At 47.3% G+C, this 16,034-nt stretch carries 16 protein-coding genes; 2 read left to right on the forward strand and 14 right to left on the reverse strand.

Annotated features, from left to right (window positions below; translation table 11 throughout):
• Positions 1-12: 12 nt before the first annotated feature.
• The 13 genes from N773_RS0109095 to secG all read right to left on the reverse strand — a co-directional run bounded on the left by N773_RS0109095 (position 13) and on the right by secG (position 13,501).
• Complete coding sequence (locus N773_RS0109095; RefSeq protein ID WP_024857506.1) at positions 13-1,356, reverse strand: serine/threonine protein kinase; 1,344 nt, start codon at positions 1,354-1,356, stop codon at positions 13-15.
• 24 nt (positions 1,357-1,380) lie between these two features.
• Positions 1,381-2,439 carry a leucine-rich repeat domain-containing protein gene (locus tag N773_RS0109100; RefSeq protein ID WP_024857507.1) on the reverse strand — a complete coding sequence of 353 codons (1,059 nt, stop codon included), beginning with the start codon at positions 2,437-2,439 and terminating at the stop codon, positions 1,381-1,383.
• Between the two features lie 410 nt (positions 2,440-2,849).
• Positions 2,850-3,095, reverse strand: coding sequence for a TM1266 family iron-only hydrogenase system putative regulator (locus N773_RS0109105; RefSeq protein WP_024857508.1), 246 nt, complete (start codon positions 3,093-3,095; stop codon positions 2,850-2,852).
• Positions 3,096-3,137: 42 nt separating this feature from the next.
• Positions 3,138-4,820, reverse strand: a complete 1,683-nt coding sequence (locus N773_RS0109110; protein ID WP_024857509.1) for a [Fe-Fe] hydrogenase large subunit C-terminal domain-containing protein — start codon at positions 4,818-4,820, stop codon at positions 3,138-3,140.
• A 43-nt stretch (positions 4,821-4,863) separates the two neighbouring features.
• On the reverse strand, positions 4,864-5,916 hold the full coding sequence (locus tag N773_RS0109115) for a plectin (protein ID WP_024857510.1): 1,053 nt from the start codon (positions 5,914-5,916) through the stop codon (positions 4,864-4,866).
• 435 nt (positions 5,917-6,351) lie between these two features.
• Complete coding sequence (locus tag N773_RS0109125; protein ID WP_024857512.1) at positions 6,352-6,909, reverse strand: hypothetical protein; 558 nt, start codon at positions 6,907-6,909, stop codon at positions 6,352-6,354.
• A gap of 112 nt (positions 6,910-7,021) precedes the next feature.
• A complete protein-coding gene (locus N773_RS0109130) occupies positions 7,022-8,251 on the reverse strand; it encodes a class I SAM-dependent rRNA methyltransferase (protein WP_024857513.1) in 1,230 nt (409 codons plus the stop codon).
• Positions 8,252-8,917: a hypothetical protein gene (locus tag N773_RS0109135; RefSeq protein ID WP_024857514.1), complete on the reverse strand. Its 666-nt coding sequence runs from the start codon at positions 8,915-8,917 to the stop codon at positions 8,252-8,254. It lies immediately after the preceding gene.
• 7 nt (positions 8,918-8,924) lie between these two features.
• Positions 8,925-11,033 (reverse strand): ribonuclease R, encoded by a 2,109-nt coding sequence (gene rnr, locus N773_RS0109140; RefSeq protein ID WP_024857515.1) that lies wholly within the window; start codon positions 11,031-11,033, stop codon positions 8,925-8,927.
• Positions 11,034-11,044: 11 nt separating this feature from the next.
• Complete coding sequence (locus N773_RS0109145; protein WP_024857516.1) at positions 11,045-11,341, reverse strand: hypothetical protein; 297 nt, start codon at positions 11,339-11,341, stop codon at positions 11,045-11,047.
• Positions 11,342-11,374: 33 nt separating this feature from the next.
• Entirely contained in the window at positions 11,375-12,358 is a 984-nt protein-coding gene (locus tag N773_RS21225; protein WP_024857517.1) for a hypothetical protein, read from the reverse strand.
• A gap of 22 nt (positions 12,359-12,380) precedes the next feature.
• The gene (locus tag N773_RS0109155) at positions 12,381-13,142 is read right to left on the reverse strand and encodes a GNAT family N-acetyltransferase (RefSeq protein WP_024857518.1); all 762 of its coding nucleotides are present in this window, start codon (positions 13,140-13,142) and stop codon (positions 12,381-12,383) included.
• Between the two features lie 101 nt (positions 13,143-13,243).
• Positions 13,244-13,501: a preprotein translocase subunit SecG gene (gene secG, locus N773_RS0109160; RefSeq protein ID WP_024857519.1), complete on the reverse strand. Its 258-nt coding sequence runs from the start codon at positions 13,499-13,501 to the stop codon at positions 13,244-13,246.
• 199 nt (positions 13,502-13,700) lie between these two features.
• Here secG and N773_RS0109165 point away from each other — a divergent pair, with 199 nt between their 5' ends.
• Both N773_RS0109165 and N773_RS0109170 read left to right on the forward strand, forming a co-directional pair.
• Entirely contained in the window at positions 13,701-14,237 is a 537-nt protein-coding gene (locus N773_RS0109165) for an SH3 domain-containing protein (RefSeq protein WP_024857520.1), read from the forward strand.
• Positions 14,237-14,944 carry a M48 family metallopeptidase gene (locus tag N773_RS0109170; RefSeq protein WP_024857521.1) on the forward strand — a complete coding sequence of 236 codons (708 nt, stop codon included), beginning with the start codon at positions 14,237-14,239 and terminating at the stop codon, positions 14,942-14,944. The genes N773_RS0109165 and N773_RS0109170 overlap by 1 nt, the downstream gene beginning before the upstream one ends.
• 385 nt (positions 14,945-15,329) lie before the next feature.
• Here N773_RS0109170 and N773_RS0109175 read toward each other — a convergent pair whose 3' ends face one another.
• Positions 15,330-15,974, reverse strand: a complete 645-nt coding sequence (locus N773_RS0109175) for a vWA domain-containing protein (protein ID WP_024857522.1) — start codon at positions 15,972-15,974, stop codon at positions 15,330-15,332.
• Positions 15,975-16,034: the final 60 nt, after the last annotated feature.

Raw genomic sequence — 16,034 nt, forward strand, 5'->3', positions numbered from 1 at the left:
TTTCCTTAAAATTTACATACTAGCCTTGACCTTGCCGAAGTCAACTTCAAGATCTTTCCAGATCGGGAAGCCCTTACCCGGCTGTATAGGATAATATTTTCCGTCGGGGAGTTTTGCCTGCCAAGTATCCTCTGTGCAGTTCTTGATACCGAGCACGCCGGGCTTCAGCTTGTTCTCAACAAGTTCGCCCGCAACGGTCAGGAAATCATCACAGTCAGGATCAATCTCACACTTGTAGAATCTGCATCCCACATAAAGCGGCATTCTGTTATCCCTGTTATCAAAACCGAGAGTAGTGAACTCAGTACCGCATTTGGGGCAGCGGAAGGTCTTTTCATCTATCTTTGCGAACATCGAAGTAAAGTTCGTTCTGCCGCATACGCACATGATGATCTCACTTCTCAGGCGGATAAACAGCTTCTGCCATTCATTCTCGATTATACGCTTATTGGGATCGGAGATGCCCTGTGTGAAAGAGAGTATGAAAGCTTCTCTTATGTACTTGGGATATATCCTCCAGAACTTTATAACGTTATCGTGTATACCTCTTACAGGTCTGTTTGTAGCGTTATCGGGATCGTATACGAACACAGCGTCCTGTCCGTAGTGTCTGAGTTCGGAAGACTCGGTCAGGCATACGTCCTTGACAACCTTTTCGCCTTCCATAGGGTCGCCCCTGAACAGCAGCTTGAAGAGAACGACTGCCAGCGAATACTTATCGGTCTGTACATCAGGCTTAGCGATACCCCTTACGACTTCGGGAGCCATATATCCGGGCTTACCGCCGATACCGAAGTTGCTTCCGTCAGGTGCGATATTATCGCAGTCGCAGACGAGAACGGCGCCTGTATTCACATTGATGAAGAAACCGCCGTCGTTAAGGTCCTGATAGCTCTTGCCCACGCGGTGGAGCTGTCTGAAAGCATTAGCGATATTGATAACAGCTGTCACCATGGCGTAAAGGCTGGTGAATCTTACAGGCTGCTTGGTAGCTCTGCCTGTCAGCGGATCGATGACCAGCTTGTAGGTATTGAGTATATCCACGAAGGAATCGAAGCTTTCGGGCTTCAGCTCCATGATATAGCCGAAGGTTCCCTGGTCGTTTTCCTTGGTCAGATACTTTGGCCACAGGAACTTATTGCTGGGAGCACCGTCCTGGATATTGTTCTTGATATTCTGTCTGAACTCCTTGGGACGCTTGATCTTATCAACATCATACCATTTAAGCGCCCATTTCTGGGAGTTGAATTCTACGAGGTAAACGATACCCTGACCACCGCTGCCGATGACCTTGAGGACTTTCGCTCTTCCTCCGAATTCCATCTCGACCTCCTGGCCGATCTTCAATTCAACCATCTGATATTTCCTCCGATTTCATCCTTATATTGGCTTCTGCTTCAGTCCCACGCCGACTGCCACGGTCTCATAATCGATATTATAAGTCAGACAATACTTATGAACATAAGAATTGACATAGCAGCGGATCGTAAGCGACGGACAATAAGAGAAAGCATTCTTGTCAATAAATTTTACGCTGTCGGGGAGGAACAGTTTTTCAAGCTTTTCGCAGCCCGAGAACGCCTCAACGCCGATACTGCTTACGGTATTCGGCACATCAACGACGGTCAGATTTGAGCAGAACTCAAATGTATTATCGGGTATTTCAAGGATACCCTTTGGTATCTTTATCATCGCAAGCTTTCCGCACTGGCTGAACGCGCCCTGTTCGATGACTTTCAGTCCTGCAGGGAGTTCGATACCTTTCAGGTTCTTGCATTCGGAGAAAGCGTAATCGCCTATCGCCATCATCGTGGAGGGAAGGCTGATAGATCTCATAAAAGTGAATCTGTCGAAACAGAAGCTGTCTATCTTGGTGAATCCCTCAGGTATCACGATATTTCTTGCAAGTCTGTGTCTGCCTGCGTCAGATGTCTTGAAGATCTTGGTATCGATCTTCAGCTTGGGTCCTTCATCGACCTTTTCCTCTTTTTCGGCTTCTTCCTTCTTTTCTTCCTCTTTCTTGGTCATTGAGGACTGATAAGGCCAGCCGAGGGTATAAGTGAAGCAGGCAAGAACGAATTCAGCTGCATTTTCGGAAACGAACAGTTCGTTTATCATATAGCTCTTCGCACTCAGCAGAGCGTATTCCCTGTTGGTCTTTTCTTCTTTTACCATATTTTTCAGGACGCCCGCTCTCATGGCATTTACCAGAAGTCTGCGTTCCTTTTCAAAACCGTTAAGGTAATCATTCAGGGTAGATACGAACTGAGTAGGATCATTGATAAGGATACTGCCGTGCTTTTCCATTATAGTTTTGAGTATATGCTGTATCTCAATGGTATTGTCAAAACCCTCGATATTCTGAGGTGCAGGAGCTCCGCATTCAGGACACTCTATGGCGTTCGGAGGCAGTTCGGCATTACATCTTTCACATTGCATTTTTCTTCTCTCCTGACATTAAAAATTTTATAGACCGGCTTTGATATTTCAGGTAAATTACCGCAATTTTCGCTTATAGTTTTTCACAGCACGGGCATTATCCCTTTAAAGCCCGTAAGAACTGTATAAACTCACGTTTTAAATACGGCGCCGCTATCTTCGGCATTGATGTATCGATCACTTATTAAAGACGGTCCGAAAAGGTAATTTTACATCCAAAAATTACTCTGATACATTTATTTCAGTATACCACTTTTTGATAAAATTGTCAAGTAAAAATGATATCCTTAAGTAGAAATTTACCGAAGATACACAAATCGAACGATTTCTATACACCGATTGACAATGAATTCGGCAAAAAGGGCGGCAAGTCCCGCAGTTTTGCAGGTCCCGGCCGCCCATAATCGGTATCATTCTACAGAGTAAACTGTATTTGAGGAAACGCCTTCCAGAGCATTGACCTGTTCTGCAAGATCTTCAATTGTCTCCTCGGGAGCATCGACAGCAACACTGATTATGTTGATGCCTCTCTCCCTGTAAGGCACACCCATTCTTCCCACAACGTATTCGCTGTACTCATGAAGAAGAGCGTTCACTCCCTCAACGGAAGCGCCTTTTTCAACTATTATCGCAACTATCGCAACCTTTGAAGCCATAGGACACCCAACCTTTCCGTCAGTATCAAATCACGAATTTGATTATTTCTTCTCGCTCGCTTTGTGCAAAGTATCGTTTATCTCTTCAACGAGTTTGTTGATCTCGCCGATAGAAGAATCGATCAGGCTCGAGCTCTCGTTAGTCACGTTAACGTTGTCATCAAGAGCGCTGAAAGCTTCGATAGTGGTTTCAAGTATGTTTATCAGCTGACTTACACTGTCTGCGTCCATAGTAGAGTTGTCATGGCAGAATGCAACGACATTTGTGAGCAGATCCTTTACTACAGCCGCTCTCTCACTCGTCTTGGTAGTGGATTCGCCGATAGTATCCATATTTTTGAGTATGCTGTCAACGCCTTCTTTCAGCTTATCCGAAAGTTCAAGACATTCGTAGGTGATCTCAGCCAGCTTCTCATGCTGTTCAGCCAGTTCGCTGTGTCTTGCCACCATAACGGATTTAGCGTGGATAACGCAGTTATCAGGTGTATTAAGACCTCTGTAAATAGCGATAGCCATTTCACGGCAGGATCTGTAGCCGCAGGCACGACAGTCGTAGTGCTTCTCATCCTCGGTATGCTGACCCATGCTTTCATAGATAGGATCAAGCTGTCTCTCGGTAGGAACAGGAGTAGGAGTAACAGGCTTGTAGTTTCTCAGGAAGTCGCTGAGTTTGAGTTCATCATCGAACTTTTTGAACATCCTGTCTTCGCCTCTGCCCATAAAGCCTCCCTTACGGCGGCCCTTGGCTTCTTTCTCGACCTCTTTCATGGTCAGCATGACATCGAACATAGTCTGGCTGGTATCTGTACCAGGGCCAACATTACATCCGAATTCGCATGACATTACATCAAACACCTCAGGGTGCTTGAAATCAGGCATCTCGGCATACATATCCAGTTCGGGATAAACCTTATTGACACCTTCCGATGTAGTTACGTTGATATCGGGATTATGGAGCCAGAGATTGTCTCTCAGTCCGCCCGGACGGGGATATATAGCACCCACCTGACCCTGCTGGTCATCGAATTTATACTCATAATCCTCAGCACTTGAAACAGGTATGGATATTCCGTTCTTCTCGAAATATTCATTCAGCTTTCTGAAAGTAACATTGAAGTCCACAAGACCTGTCTCCTCGAATTCATACTTCTTCGCAACACAGGGCGACAGCAATGCTATGGGATTGTTTCTGTTCAGATACTTCCTGATATATATAGCGCTGCAGGAAACAGGGCTGTGTATAGGTGAAAGGTTAGCCAGCAGCTTAGGCTGGTAAGTTTCAACATACTTTACAATAGCAGAACATGGCTGAGTGATGATATTTCCGACCTTCTTCTGCTCTATCGCTCTCAGATGAGCCCATGTGCAGATATCTGCGCCGAATGCCTCATCGTATATGATACATCCCTGCTTGCGGAACCAGTCGAGTATGCCCTTCCACTTTGTGGGGAATACAGACTTGATCGACGATGAAACGAGAACTATCATCTTATCGCGCTTCATTCTGTTCATGCACTCATCGGTATCGTCAATATAATCTCTCGCGCCGTGATTACAGCTTACTACGCACGCGCCGCAGCCTATGCAGCGGTCAGGATTTATCGATGTTATGAATTTACCGCCTTCGATCATCCTGGTTATGTTAGCCTCGGGTGCGGGACAAGCCCTCACACAGGCATTACAGCCCACACATTTTTCGGGCTTTACTATAATTAATTCACTCATAAGATTATGCACTCCTTACCAATATATTCCAGTTAACAGGATCTTATTTTTTCAGCGAATTAGCTTTCTTCATAAGATCTGCCAGATCTACGCCGCCTGATTTTTTATCACCGGCAGGTTTCTCGGCAGGAGCATCTCCGGACTTATCGTCAGCCTTCTCCTCGCCTTTGGTCTCACCGTCATCGTCCTTGTTCTTTTCACCGCCGATAGCCGCAGCCATCTTTGCCAGTTCATCAAGTCTTGCATTGGACTTTTTGGACTGCTCGGGAACTTTTCTGGGCTCGGGAGCATCGGGCAGCTCAGCCTCGAAAGTCTCGGGCAGCTTGAATTCGGGAACTCCGCCCTCGGTGAGTTTATTCTCGGTCGTTTTCAGCAGCTTCTCAGCTTCCGCACTCTTATCCTTGATAAGTGCGAAAGCATCATTCAGCTCGGTAAGATGTTTGCCCAGTGCTTCTACGTCCTGGAGCATAGCAGCTCTCAGGTTATTGGAAGCCACCTTCATCTTCTCGGCAGAATTCTTGGATTCCGCATCGGTCTCGGCCGCTCTCTTTTCAGCCTCATATACTATCTCGGCAGCAGTATGGTTAGCATCATCGATCATTTCCTTGATGAGCTCCTCTGTCTGTGCCTTCTTTTCCTCAGCCTCTTTATTTGCATTGGCAACAACAGCCGTTGCGGAAGCCTGTGCTGCTATGAACACCTGGCTGAGCGCATTGGCTTCGTTATCAGATTCATATGCATTAAGCTTGGCTTTGATATCTTCCAGCTCTTTCAATGTATCTGCATGAGTTGCTTTCAGAGCTGTCAGCTCCTCGGCAAGCTTGGCTTTATCCTCTTCTGCCGCCTTCAGCTTTGTGGATGCAGTCTCATTCTGCACCTGAAGACTCGTCAGCTTGACTTTTTCCTGGGTAAGCACCGCTTCATGCGCTTTTTCCTCGGACGATCCCTTCTTGTATTCCTCAATGAGCATTTTGGTCTCCCTAAGCTCATTTTTAAGGTCAAAAAGCTGAGTGTTCAGAAATTCAAATCTTTTTATGACATCGTTTCTGTCATAGCCGCCGAATTCGACCGTTCTGATAAATCTTGTATCCGCCATTATATCATCCTCCTGATGCCAAACCGTCCGAAATGACGGAGGCAAGCTAATCAATTAAACGAAAGCTGTGCTCTTTGCTCAGTCCATTATTAATTACAATAATAGTATAAAACTTTTTTTCATAATTGTCAATAGATTTTTTCACAAAGAAAGAAAGTTTTTCTACGTTTTATTCAAAACAGTTCAGTTAGTTAAGTTTGGTCTTGTGAAACAGCCCAAAATTTGCGACAATCAGCCAGTTTTAGAGTTAACAATTTATTTAAACTGTACAAAATAGTTCAGATTTTTTGAATGCAGAAATTATTAATTGATATTTGTGCAACTTTCACAATGTATAAGTTTATTAATATATATAAATATATAGTATGATCGTCAGGACCCGCGAAACAAAAGCACTCACCGTTCCACAGTGAGCGCTTTGGATATTTATGGTATTTACCAATCATTTTCACAGTCCTTTATCAGCCGCTGCACTTCTTCATTGAAATACAGCCCTACATCGAAAAGTTTGTCTGCCTGCTTTTTGGTTATCTTACCTGTCAGAGAATACACAAACTGCCCGTGCTGACGCTGAGTGCCGTCCCAGGAATCTATGACCTTTATCCACCCTGCTCTTCCCAGTGCTCTTTCGGGAAATTTCGCGCCGGGTATGAACTTCTCTGCAAGCATTATCGCGCACCTGTTATGATTGGTGTAATCGCAGGAATATGTATCCCCCTGAGGCGATATCCACCCCAGCTTGAAATTATCATCGTTCTTGAAAAACATTTTCTCCAGAGGGAGAGGGTTCTTTTTATTTGATTCTATTATCTTGACAAAATTATAGTCGTCTTCTTTGAAGGTATGGTAACCGCCGCAGCCGTCAAGCACCACAGGAAGCTGTTCTTCTTTCACAACAGTCTCAAAGAGTGTGCCTTTAAGCGAATCCAGTGTATCATGGTACTCATTGCAGTACATTCCCGTTGCCGACCGATACACAGCATATTTCTTCACAGCGTTCACTCCCCTCTCCACGAACTATAAATTCATTAATTATTTTATCACATTTCTACCATATTTGTCAATAGCAAAAAATGTATATATCTGTTTTCACGGGTGGTATGCATCACACTACCTGGAACAGATAGAATTTAAGGTAATCCGTTTCGGGGACGTTCATAAGTATAGGGTGGTCGGGTGCCTGCTGACGCGCTTCCACAAGCTTCAGCTGAACTCCCGCGTCATGTGCGGCACTCATCAGCATTTTAACAAAAAGCTCATTGGTCATAAAATGGGAGCATGAGCAGGTAGCCAGGTATCCGCCGCGGGGAAGCATCTTCATTGCGCGGTAGTTTATCTCCTTGTAGCCTCTTTCAGCAGAATTCACGGTCTTGCGGCTCTTCGTGAATGCGGGCGGGTCAAGGATAACAAAGTCGTAGCCAGCCTTTTCCTCTGTCAGCTTTGGCAGGAGGTCGAACACATCGGCGCAGATGAAGTCCATTTTATCGGACAGTCCATTTCTTTCAGCATTGGCTTTAGCTGTATCCACCGCGAACTGTGAAACATCAACAGCCGTAACATGAGCCGCGCCGCCGAAAGCCGCATTCAGTGCGAACGAGCCCGTATGTGTGAAGCAGTCCAGCACCTTCTTGCCCTTAGCCAGTTTTGCCGCCGCCAGACGGTTGTACTTCTGGTCAAGGAAAAATCCTGTCTTCTGACCGTTCTCAACGTCGACTTTATAGATTATTCCGTTTTCAATTATCTCGGTAACAGGCGATTCGGGTGCTGTGGGCAGAAAATCAGCCTTATACCAGCCCTTGCCCTGCTCCAGACCTTCAAGCTCACGTATAGCCACATCGTTGCGCTCCATTATGCCGCGGAGTGCAACGCCGTCAGCGGCAAGCTCCTCCGTCAGCAGACGGTACAGCATATCCTTTCTCTGCTCCATGCCATAGCTCAGCACCTGCACCGAGAGTATGTCATTATAGCGGTCAACGGTCAGTCCGGGCAGACCGTCGGATTCACCGTGTACCAGTCGGCAAGCAGAGATATCATCGCCCATGACGGTCTTTCTGTGGTCGAGCGCATACCTTATCCTGCGGCGGAAGAAGCTTTCACCAAAAGTTTCATTGGCATTATCCGAGAGTATCCTCACCCTTATCTTGCTGTTCAGGCTCACAAGCCCCGAACCCAGATAGCTCCCCTTAGGTGACAGAACATCGGCGATACAGCCGTTCTCCACACCCTCGTCAGATACCTCTATCTCGTTGTCATACACCCAGGGGTGTCCGCCTTTCAGCCTGTTTTCGCACCTCTTGCTGACTTTGAAAGCAGGAAAGCTCCTCTGCTGCTTCATTTATTTTTCCTCCTCTTTTTTCCTGTACGTCAATTTCATATCCACCGCGAATATGATAAGATCAAAAAATATCACAAGTACTCCGAAACCGTAGATATAAGTAAACAGCATCCTCATGGGAAACTGCCTTATCACACGGTCAGCCCATATTCCGCAAAAATACAGCGTAACTATAAAAGCCGAGATATCAAAAGCTATCTGCAGCCCGGATATCACCCTGAGTTTCAAACCGCTGTTCTCCGCAGTCCTGCGGCTCACTATCCTTCGCAGAAGGATTATCGTCCAGCCCCCAAGCAGAAGTGCCGCCGCAGATACAAAAAACGGATAGAATACCAGAATTCTGTTGCCTGTAACATCATAAGGCTGATAGGTGTGAAGTATCTCATGCAGCCTTTCCGCCGCGGACATACCAGCCGTCATTTCGCTTATCGACTTGAAATGCACACCGGTTTCTTTCGGGAACTTATGATATACAAACAGCATCCGTAAAAAGCTGATATCGAAAATTATCCAGCTGAACGTCCTGAATATGATATGGCAAAGTGCTGTATGCCCTATCACAGTTTTATCATCACCGTCACAGTGCATGATCCTTCCTATAAAAAGCCCATGGGAACCTTTGCCTGTGATCACCTTTTTCAGCTTCTGTTTTTTATCGTCAGTCATTGTTTCCTCACATATCAGCGGGCACAAAATCAACCTTGCCCGAGTTGACGTTCGCACCCAGCACCTTGACCCTGAACCTCTCGCCCACGCGGTATTCCTCACCTGTCGAGAAATTTTTCAGCTTCATCATGCCGTCGCACTCGTAGTAGCCCTCGGGCATATTATCAAGGTGAAGCAGACCCTCGCAGGTGTTGTCAAGCTCGATGAACATACCGAAATCCGTAACCGATACGATAACGCCCTCGTATTCCTCACCGATATGACCCATCATATACTCAGCCTTGTAGCAGTCATCGCAGGCACGCTCGGTCTGCATAGCTGTGAGTTCCGTTTCGGTGGAACGATCGGCAGAAGCATACACGAACTTATTGAACCTGCTGCGGCATTCCTCCGCAGTCATTCCGCCGAGAAAAGCCGACATTATCCTGTGTATCGAAAGGTCGGGATAACGGCGTATCGGTGAGGTGAAATGAGCATAGTCCTCCAGCACCAGACCGTAGTGACCGATAGGCTCGGTATCGTATTTCGCCTTTGACATACTCCTCAGCACCGCATTGTTGATGATCTTTTCAGCGTCCGTATTTTTGGACATTTCAAGTATCTCCGCCAGCTGTTTCGGTTTGGGGTCATCACCCATAACATACATTATATCCAGTCCCGCCAGCAGTTCTTTCAGACCCTCTATCTTCTCCGCAGAAGGCGGCTCGTGAACACGGTAAACAAAGGGCAGTTCGTTGTCCTTGCCGAATCTGGCCGCACATTCGTTGGCAGTCAGCATGAAATCCTCTATCATTTCCTGTGCAAAGCCGCGGGTGTACTCGCCCACACCAACACAGACGTTGTCCTCGTTTATCATCAGGGCACTTTCACTGGTCTCTATCTGTGGCGCACCGCGGGCGATACGCTTCTTGCAGAGTATCTCCGCCAGTTCTTTCATCAGCGGCAGCTGATCCATTACCTCGGCATATTTCTCCGAAAGCTCACGGCTCACAAAGCCGTCAAAGATATCATTTATCTCGGAGTATACGCCCTTTACCCTAGACCTTATCACTGATTTCGCAAACTTGTAGCTGACTATATTTCCCGCATTATCAAGCTCTGTCAGGCAGGTGAAAGCCAGCCTGTCCTCCTGAGGATTAAGCGAACATATACCGTTTGAAAGCTCCGCGGGCAGCATTGGTATCACCCTGTTTGCGTAGTATACGCTGGTGCCGCGCTGAAAAGCTTCGTTATCCAGCGCCGACCTTGGTGTTACGTAGTGAGATACGTCAGCGATGTGAACGCCCAGTATATAGCCGTTATCAGTCCTCTGCACCGATATAGCATCGTCGATATCCTTGGTATCGGCACCGTCGATGGTAAATATAGGCAGATCTCTCAGATCGAGCCTGCCCTCCTTTTCCTCATCGGATATTCCCGCCGAGGATACTCTCCTTGCTTCATCGATGACTTCCGCAGGGAATACAGGTGTCAGCCCCGCAGCTTCAACTATGCCCAGAGCGCATACCGCCGCTTTCAGCGAACTTCCCAGACATGAAACTATCTCGCATCTGTGCTCGCTGTGCTTCTCGCCGCGCCTTGTTATCACCGCGATAGCCTTGTCGCCCTCATGGAGTTCCAGCCCGAAAGGATTGACGAAATCCAGGGCGTACTTCGATATCACATCGGGCATTATTTTCAGCTTACCGAATTCGTCAACTATCTCGCCGCTGAACCTGTTGAAATTCTCCTCTTCGATGGATACGACTTCGCCCTCGGGGCTGTCGCCGCGGCTCTCCCTGAGCTGTACCATTACGATATCTCCTGGCATAGCTCCCAGCAGGTGCTTTCCGGGAATGAATACTTCCTCACCCGTGTCAACGTTCTTCACAAAGCCGAAACTCTTGTGCAGGCGCACCACCCGACACTTTTTCAGCTTGCCGCCCTTGCCGAGAGTGAATCCCATCTTGCCCTCGACTATCTCGCCTTTTTTCTTCATCTTGTCAACGGTCTTGGCAAATTTATCAAAATCAAAGTTCCCCTTTCGGAAACTTTTCACAAGCTCCTTGAAAGTCACAGGGCGCTTGCCCGATGCTTTCAGCTTGTTGTATATCATTTTTCTGTAATCCTGTTTCATATATTCTCCTTTTACTTCCTGTAATATTTCCTCTTGTAGTATACCTCGGCTTCATGCAGGGTATCGAATGTCCTGTGCAGCCATCTGTCGCCCCTTATCCATGCAACTCTCAGCCTAGTCAGATCTTCCATCGGTATGCGCACATCGCAGATATCCCAGCTGTCATACAAGCGCTTATATGCGCTCTTTCCGCCGCTTATCTCACTTCGGCGGACTGCTCTGTTCGCAAGTGTCTTGCCCCTGTATCTCCGACGACATTTGGAGTCGGTTATCATAAATGCTGCAAATTTCTTATAACTCCTGCTCATGCCGCACCTCCTGCTGTACATATTAACGTACTGTTATTTGTTTTTTCTGTCCAGCCTGTCGAACAATGTGTATGTCAGCTGATCACCTGCCAGCTCTGCGCAACTTTTGATTATACTGTAACATATCGGATAAAGCCTTTTGTTTGTCAAATCCTGCTTGATAGATTTTCTGCATATTTTCCATACATCGCGTATCAGCGCATTATCAGCTTCCATGATAAGGTGAGCCATCTCAAAGAACGTCCGACCGTTCGCACTCCGCAAAACATCTGTATGCTTCTTAAAAAGCGCGAAAGCATCTGATATTTCTCCCTTATTGCAAAGCCACTCTATCATGGCTTCTGCCGCAGAAAGCTGTTCCATCCGCCCTTTCATATCAGCAGGTTCATAGCTGAAAGCTCGCTCGTAACAACCTTTGACAGCGATCTCCCTGTCATCATCTCTGCCAGTCAAACGTGCAAATCTCCTGAACATCAAAACGCGGTCACCCTCAAGCCCCTCTGCTTTGTAGATATCCACCAGCCTCAGGAGTTTTTCTTTCATATCAAGTTCGCTCGCAAGATAAATGCTGTCCACTAAACTGTACTCAAATATATCCGCAGGGTACTGTGCCGCATAGCTTTCATCGATACCAAAACCGCAGTAACAATCGAAATTTGCGTTTTTCGCCCTCTCATACATCGGCTTGTCCTCGGGCTTACGGTACTGCTCCATCAGTACGGACAGCAGTTCCAGGTTCGCGCCAATGCCCTGAAAGCTCGATTTTTCGCGAGCGATTATCTCCTGCTCAAAAAGCTCTCTCACCATCTGCTCCCGCTCAGGCTCGTCTACCTGTGCCGCACCGAGTCTCAGCCCGTACAGCACCCGACCTCTCCTGCCGTAGTTCTCATCAACATCGCCATAGTTCTCGGTATGCTTGCATTTATAGAAATATTGAGCTTTTTCGCCCGATCTGTATTTGCCGATCTCCGTCCCGAATTCTTCGAGCATCTCGGCAGATATTTTCTTATAGTCCATTTTGTTGTACCATTAAAATCGTTTATTCTTCCTTATCAAAGCACAGCGCAGTATACTCCTCTTTCAGAGTATACCCGAATTTTGAAGCTATCTTCAGCGACATCGTATTTGCCGCATCCCAGTGTGCTTTCAGACCTCTCTTTGCGCACTCCCCGATGAATGCCGCACCTGCTGTCGTCGCCAGACCTTTTCTGCGGTAGTCGGGGTGAGTAGCTATCTCTACCTCAACTCCCCTGCTGTACACCGAATAGCATGAAGCCGCGCAGATAAGGCGTCCCTCATGTGTTATACAGCACCCGAAGGCATTTTCGGCGAAATCCTTATAGTCCGAAAAATTTCCCACAAATGCCCATGACCATTCTTCTTTCAAAGCCTGCTCATAATATTCTTCATTTATCATTTCAAGCTTATAGTCCGCAAATTTGGACACATCAGCAAACTTCGACAGTTTATCCCTATCAAACTTTTCAGGCATGGCAGTGCGGTATCTCGTCGTAGTTATAATACCCTCACCAAGCCCTGTCAGCGCCTTTATCCAGCCCTCGGACGCAGGCATGAACACTGCCTCGGAGTTTCCTTTCGCTATCTCAAAAGCCTCTCGGGCAAATGCAGGGTCTCCCGCAGTAAAATAAAAATCACCCGCTTCGATGACCCCCGCGGTGGGTCTCTCGGGATCATCACACCAACATATACCCGTCCTGCCCTCTGCACAGCTTATCAGCACCGAATCCTCAAAGCCCTTAAACAGCGGCATCAGAGCCTTTCGGTTCTCCGTTTTTACCATATTCTTACTTTCCTCCATATGAAAAAAAGCCCCGCTGCGGCAGGGCTGATATTTCTCAACTGATTTTCCACAAGCAGCATACTGCCGCCGTTTTACACAGCTTATTTGCTGAGGTATTTGTGGATAACGCTTACTGCGATAGTCAGTATGAACATAACGATCGCTGCATTTCTGGTCAGTCTGTTAAGCTTGGCATCGCGTGTATTGCCTGTATTCTTGCCATAGAACGAATCGTTGTAGCCGCCGCCGATAGCGGAAGTCAGACCATCGTCCTTGGATTCCTGGATAAGAACTACCAATACGATAACAATGCTGCACAGCGCAAGCACAACACCTGCACCTATCTCGATAGGGCTCATAATACTCTCCTCCGTTACTGATAACATTATTTATGTCATTATAACATACTTTTCCGAAAAAATCAAGGGGGTTTCGCAATTTTTTTACAATGACCCGATAATGCCCTTTTTACGGCAAAAATCAGCCGCCGTGTTGACAATCTCCGCCAAATGGATTATAATAGTGTGGAAAGCTTTATACAAGCAAAGGAGAATTTTGATGGATAACGAAAAGAAGGTACGTTCTGTCGGAGTGGCTTCCGTCGTTGTTGCGGGGATATTTGTCGTATGCATGGTCTTCATCATCGGCAAGGTTGTCTTCGCTACCAATTCGGCAGTCGCCCCCGCAGGTATTGATACAGCTACAATAAACACAAATGTCACCGAGCCAAAGGTGACCCAAAACAATAAACCCGTTACCGCAGCCCCCGCCGATAATACCGAAAGCGGCGCTCCCGCTGTATCGGATGAGAGTTCTGCCGACACCGCTTCATCGGCAGCCGAAGAAAGCTCATCAGCTCCTGCCGAGAAGGAAACCAAGTATATCACCGAGTATGCTTATCTCCACACTCAGCCCTCGAATGAAGCCGAGAATATCGTCTGCATGACCCCCGGTGTCGCAGTAACAGTGCTGGGCTATGAAGATAACGGCTATGTCAAGATAACCTTTACAGGCAACGACGGTGAACTTACAGGCTATATCTATCAGGACTATCTCTCGGATTACCAGACAGTCCTCCCGCCCTGGGAACAGTAATGGCGAAGGTACTCACCTATACCACTCTCTCCGATGGCAGGCGGATAGATTTCATACTCGACAGGGGCAAACGCAAAAACGCAGTTCTCGCCATAAACGAGGGCAGACTTACCGTCCGCGTGCCCGAAAGGTTTGAGGTTGCCAAAATACGGAATTTCATTGAACAGCACATTGAATGGATAGACCTTAATCTTGAAAAAAGCGCAAAGCACTCGGGTCTGCCCAGAACTTTCGAAGACGGAGAGGAGATACGTCTGCTGGGGCAGAAGACCGTTATAACCACGGTAAAGTCCGACAGATATTTCAAGCCCCGCCTTGAAGACGGAAAACTGCTTATAGCTGTCTGCGGCAGTGTTGACCGCGAATACATGGTCAGGCAGGTACAGACTTTTATAGTCGAACTTGCCAACCGCGAGATAACCGAGAGTATGCGGCGTCTCACCGCACGCATGGGTCTTTTCCCGAAAAAGATAACTGTAAAGGACCTCAGCGCCAGCTGGGGCAGATGCAGTTCAAACGGAAGTATTTCCATTAATTACAAGGTAGCGGCTTATTCAAAAGCCCACATTGATTATGTATGCATCCACGAACTGGCACATCTTGTTCACATGGATCACAGCGCAGATTTCTGGGCGTTGGTTGAACGCTACTGCCCCGACTGGAAAAAACTCCGCGGAAGTATGCGCTCGGACGACGGTGAAGAATGAACCACGCACTTATACAGATGATTTTCCCCGAGGTGTTTACGAGCACCTCGGGGATCTTTGTTTCTTGGACTTATCTGATATCTGCTGTGGTCGGAGGTTCGTCCCTCAGCTGCGACTGCGTCGGCTGCGACGTCGGGTCGATGCGCGAGCAATAATTTTACGCATATAGGTTGAGCGTGGACGTTCGTTTTGTCCACGCTCGATTATTTGGTTATTGCCGCGCCTGTTTTTGAGGGTGGAAGATTGTTTCGCTCTTATAGTTCGCTTTGCATTTTGGTTTTATGCCTTGATGATTGAGGGCTCTGCCCTCAAACTCCCGCAAGCCTGCTAGCGCGAGGCTTGACCGCGCGCTTTGTTTCCTTGGCATTCTCCGCCGGTTTGTTTTTTATCTCGCCGCGTCCTCTTCCATCTCCGCATTCCAGTCCTCTGCAAGGGGTGCGGATTCTCTCATACATCTCACAGCTCTGCCCACAGCGCCATACATCAGTTTAGTGCCCTTGCCGTCGGCTTTATAGTTTGAAGCGTGTGCTATACCCATTGAACCCGCCGTTGCCGCCGCATCGATATTCGCACCGAGGAATATGAACTCCCAGCCGTATTTTTTCTGCTCTTTTTCGATGAGCTTCTTAACGGTGTCATACCTGAATTCACGGCTTGCATTCTCCATGCCGTCGGTGGTTATAACGAATATCGTCTTCGAGGGTACGTCCTCTGGACGCGCGTACTTATGTATCCCTGCGATATGCTGTATCGTCATTCCCACCGCGTCAAGCAAAGCAGTACAGCCACGGGGCACGTAGTCCTTTTCGGTAAGGGGTTTTACTGTCGAGATATCAGCGCGGTCATGCACGTAGATGAACTCCGTATCGAAAAGCACAGTCGTCACAAAAGCCTTGCCATCTGAATTTTTCTGATCCTTGATAAGCGAGTTGAATCCGCCAACGGTATCGGATTCCAGCCCAGCCATTGAACCGCTTCTGTCAAGCACGAATACCAGTTCGGTGATATTGTTGTTAGCATTCTTTTTCATAGTTGTTCCTCCTTAGATGTGTCTCACTCACGGTTTTCTTACTGTGACTATATGATACCA

The organism is Ruminococcus albus AD2013, assembly GCF_000526775.1.
Lineage (GTDB): Bacteria > Bacillota > Clostridia > Oscillospirales > Ruminococcaceae > Hominimerdicola > Hominimerdicola alba_A.

Bases quoted from the DNA above. Each gene is read 5' to 3' on its own strand.
- N773_RS0109095 (WP_024857506.1), bottom strand. From the start codon at position 1,356: ATGGTTGAATTGAAGATCGGCCAGGAGGTCGAGATGGAATTCGGAGGA.
- N773_RS0109100 (WP_024857507.1), bottom strand. From the start codon at position 2,439: ATGCAATGTGAAAGATGTAATGCCGAACTGCCTCCGAACGCCATAGAG.
- N773_RS0109105 (WP_024857508.1), bottom strand. From the start codon at position 3,095: ATGGCTTCAAAGGTTGCGATAGTTGCGATAATAGTTGAAAAAGGCGCT.
- N773_RS0109110 (WP_024857509.1), bottom strand. From the start codon at position 4,820: ATGAGTGAATTAATTATAGTAAAGCCCGAAAAATGTGTGGGCTGTAAT.
- N773_RS0109115 (WP_024857510.1), bottom strand. From the start codon at position 5,916: ATGGCGGATACAAGATTTATCAGAACGGTCGAATTCGGCGGCTATGAC.
- N773_RS0109130 (WP_024857513.1), bottom strand. From the start codon at position 8,251: ATGAAGCAGCAGAGGAGCTTTCCTGCTTTCAAAGTCAGCAAGAGGTGC.
- N773_RS0109135 (WP_024857514.1), bottom strand. From the start codon at position 8,917: ATGACTGACGATAAAAAACAGAAGCTGAAAAAGGTGATCACAGGCAAA.
- rnr (WP_024857515.1), bottom strand. From the start codon at position 11,033: ATGAAACAGGATTACAGAAAAATGATATACAACAAGCTGAAAGCATCG.
- N773_RS0109145 (WP_024857516.1), bottom strand. From the start codon at position 11,341: ATGAGCAGGAGTTATAAGAAATTTGCAGCATTTATGATAACCGACTCC.
- N773_RS21225 (WP_024857517.1), bottom strand. From the start codon at position 12,358: ATGGACTATAAGAAAATATCTGCCGAGATGCTCGAAGAATTCGGGACG.
- N773_RS0109155 (WP_024857518.1), bottom strand. From the start codon at position 13,142: ATGGTAAAAACGGAGAACCGAAAGGCTCTGATGCCGCTGTTTAAGGGC.
- secG (WP_024857519.1), bottom strand. From the start codon at position 13,501: ATGAGCCCTATCGAGATAGGTGCAGGTGTTGTGCTTGCGCTGTGCAGC.
- N773_RS0109165 (WP_024857520.1), top strand. From the start codon at position 13,701: ATGGATAACGAAAAGAAGGTACGTTCTGTCGGAGTGGCTTCCGTCGTT.
- N773_RS0109170 (WP_024857521.1), top strand. From the start codon at position 14,237: ATGGCGAAGGTACTCACCTATACCACTCTCTCCGATGGCAGGCGGATA.
- N773_RS0109175 (WP_024857522.1), bottom strand. From the start codon at position 15,974: ATGAAAAAGAATGCTAACAACAATATCACCGAACTGGTATTCGTGCTT.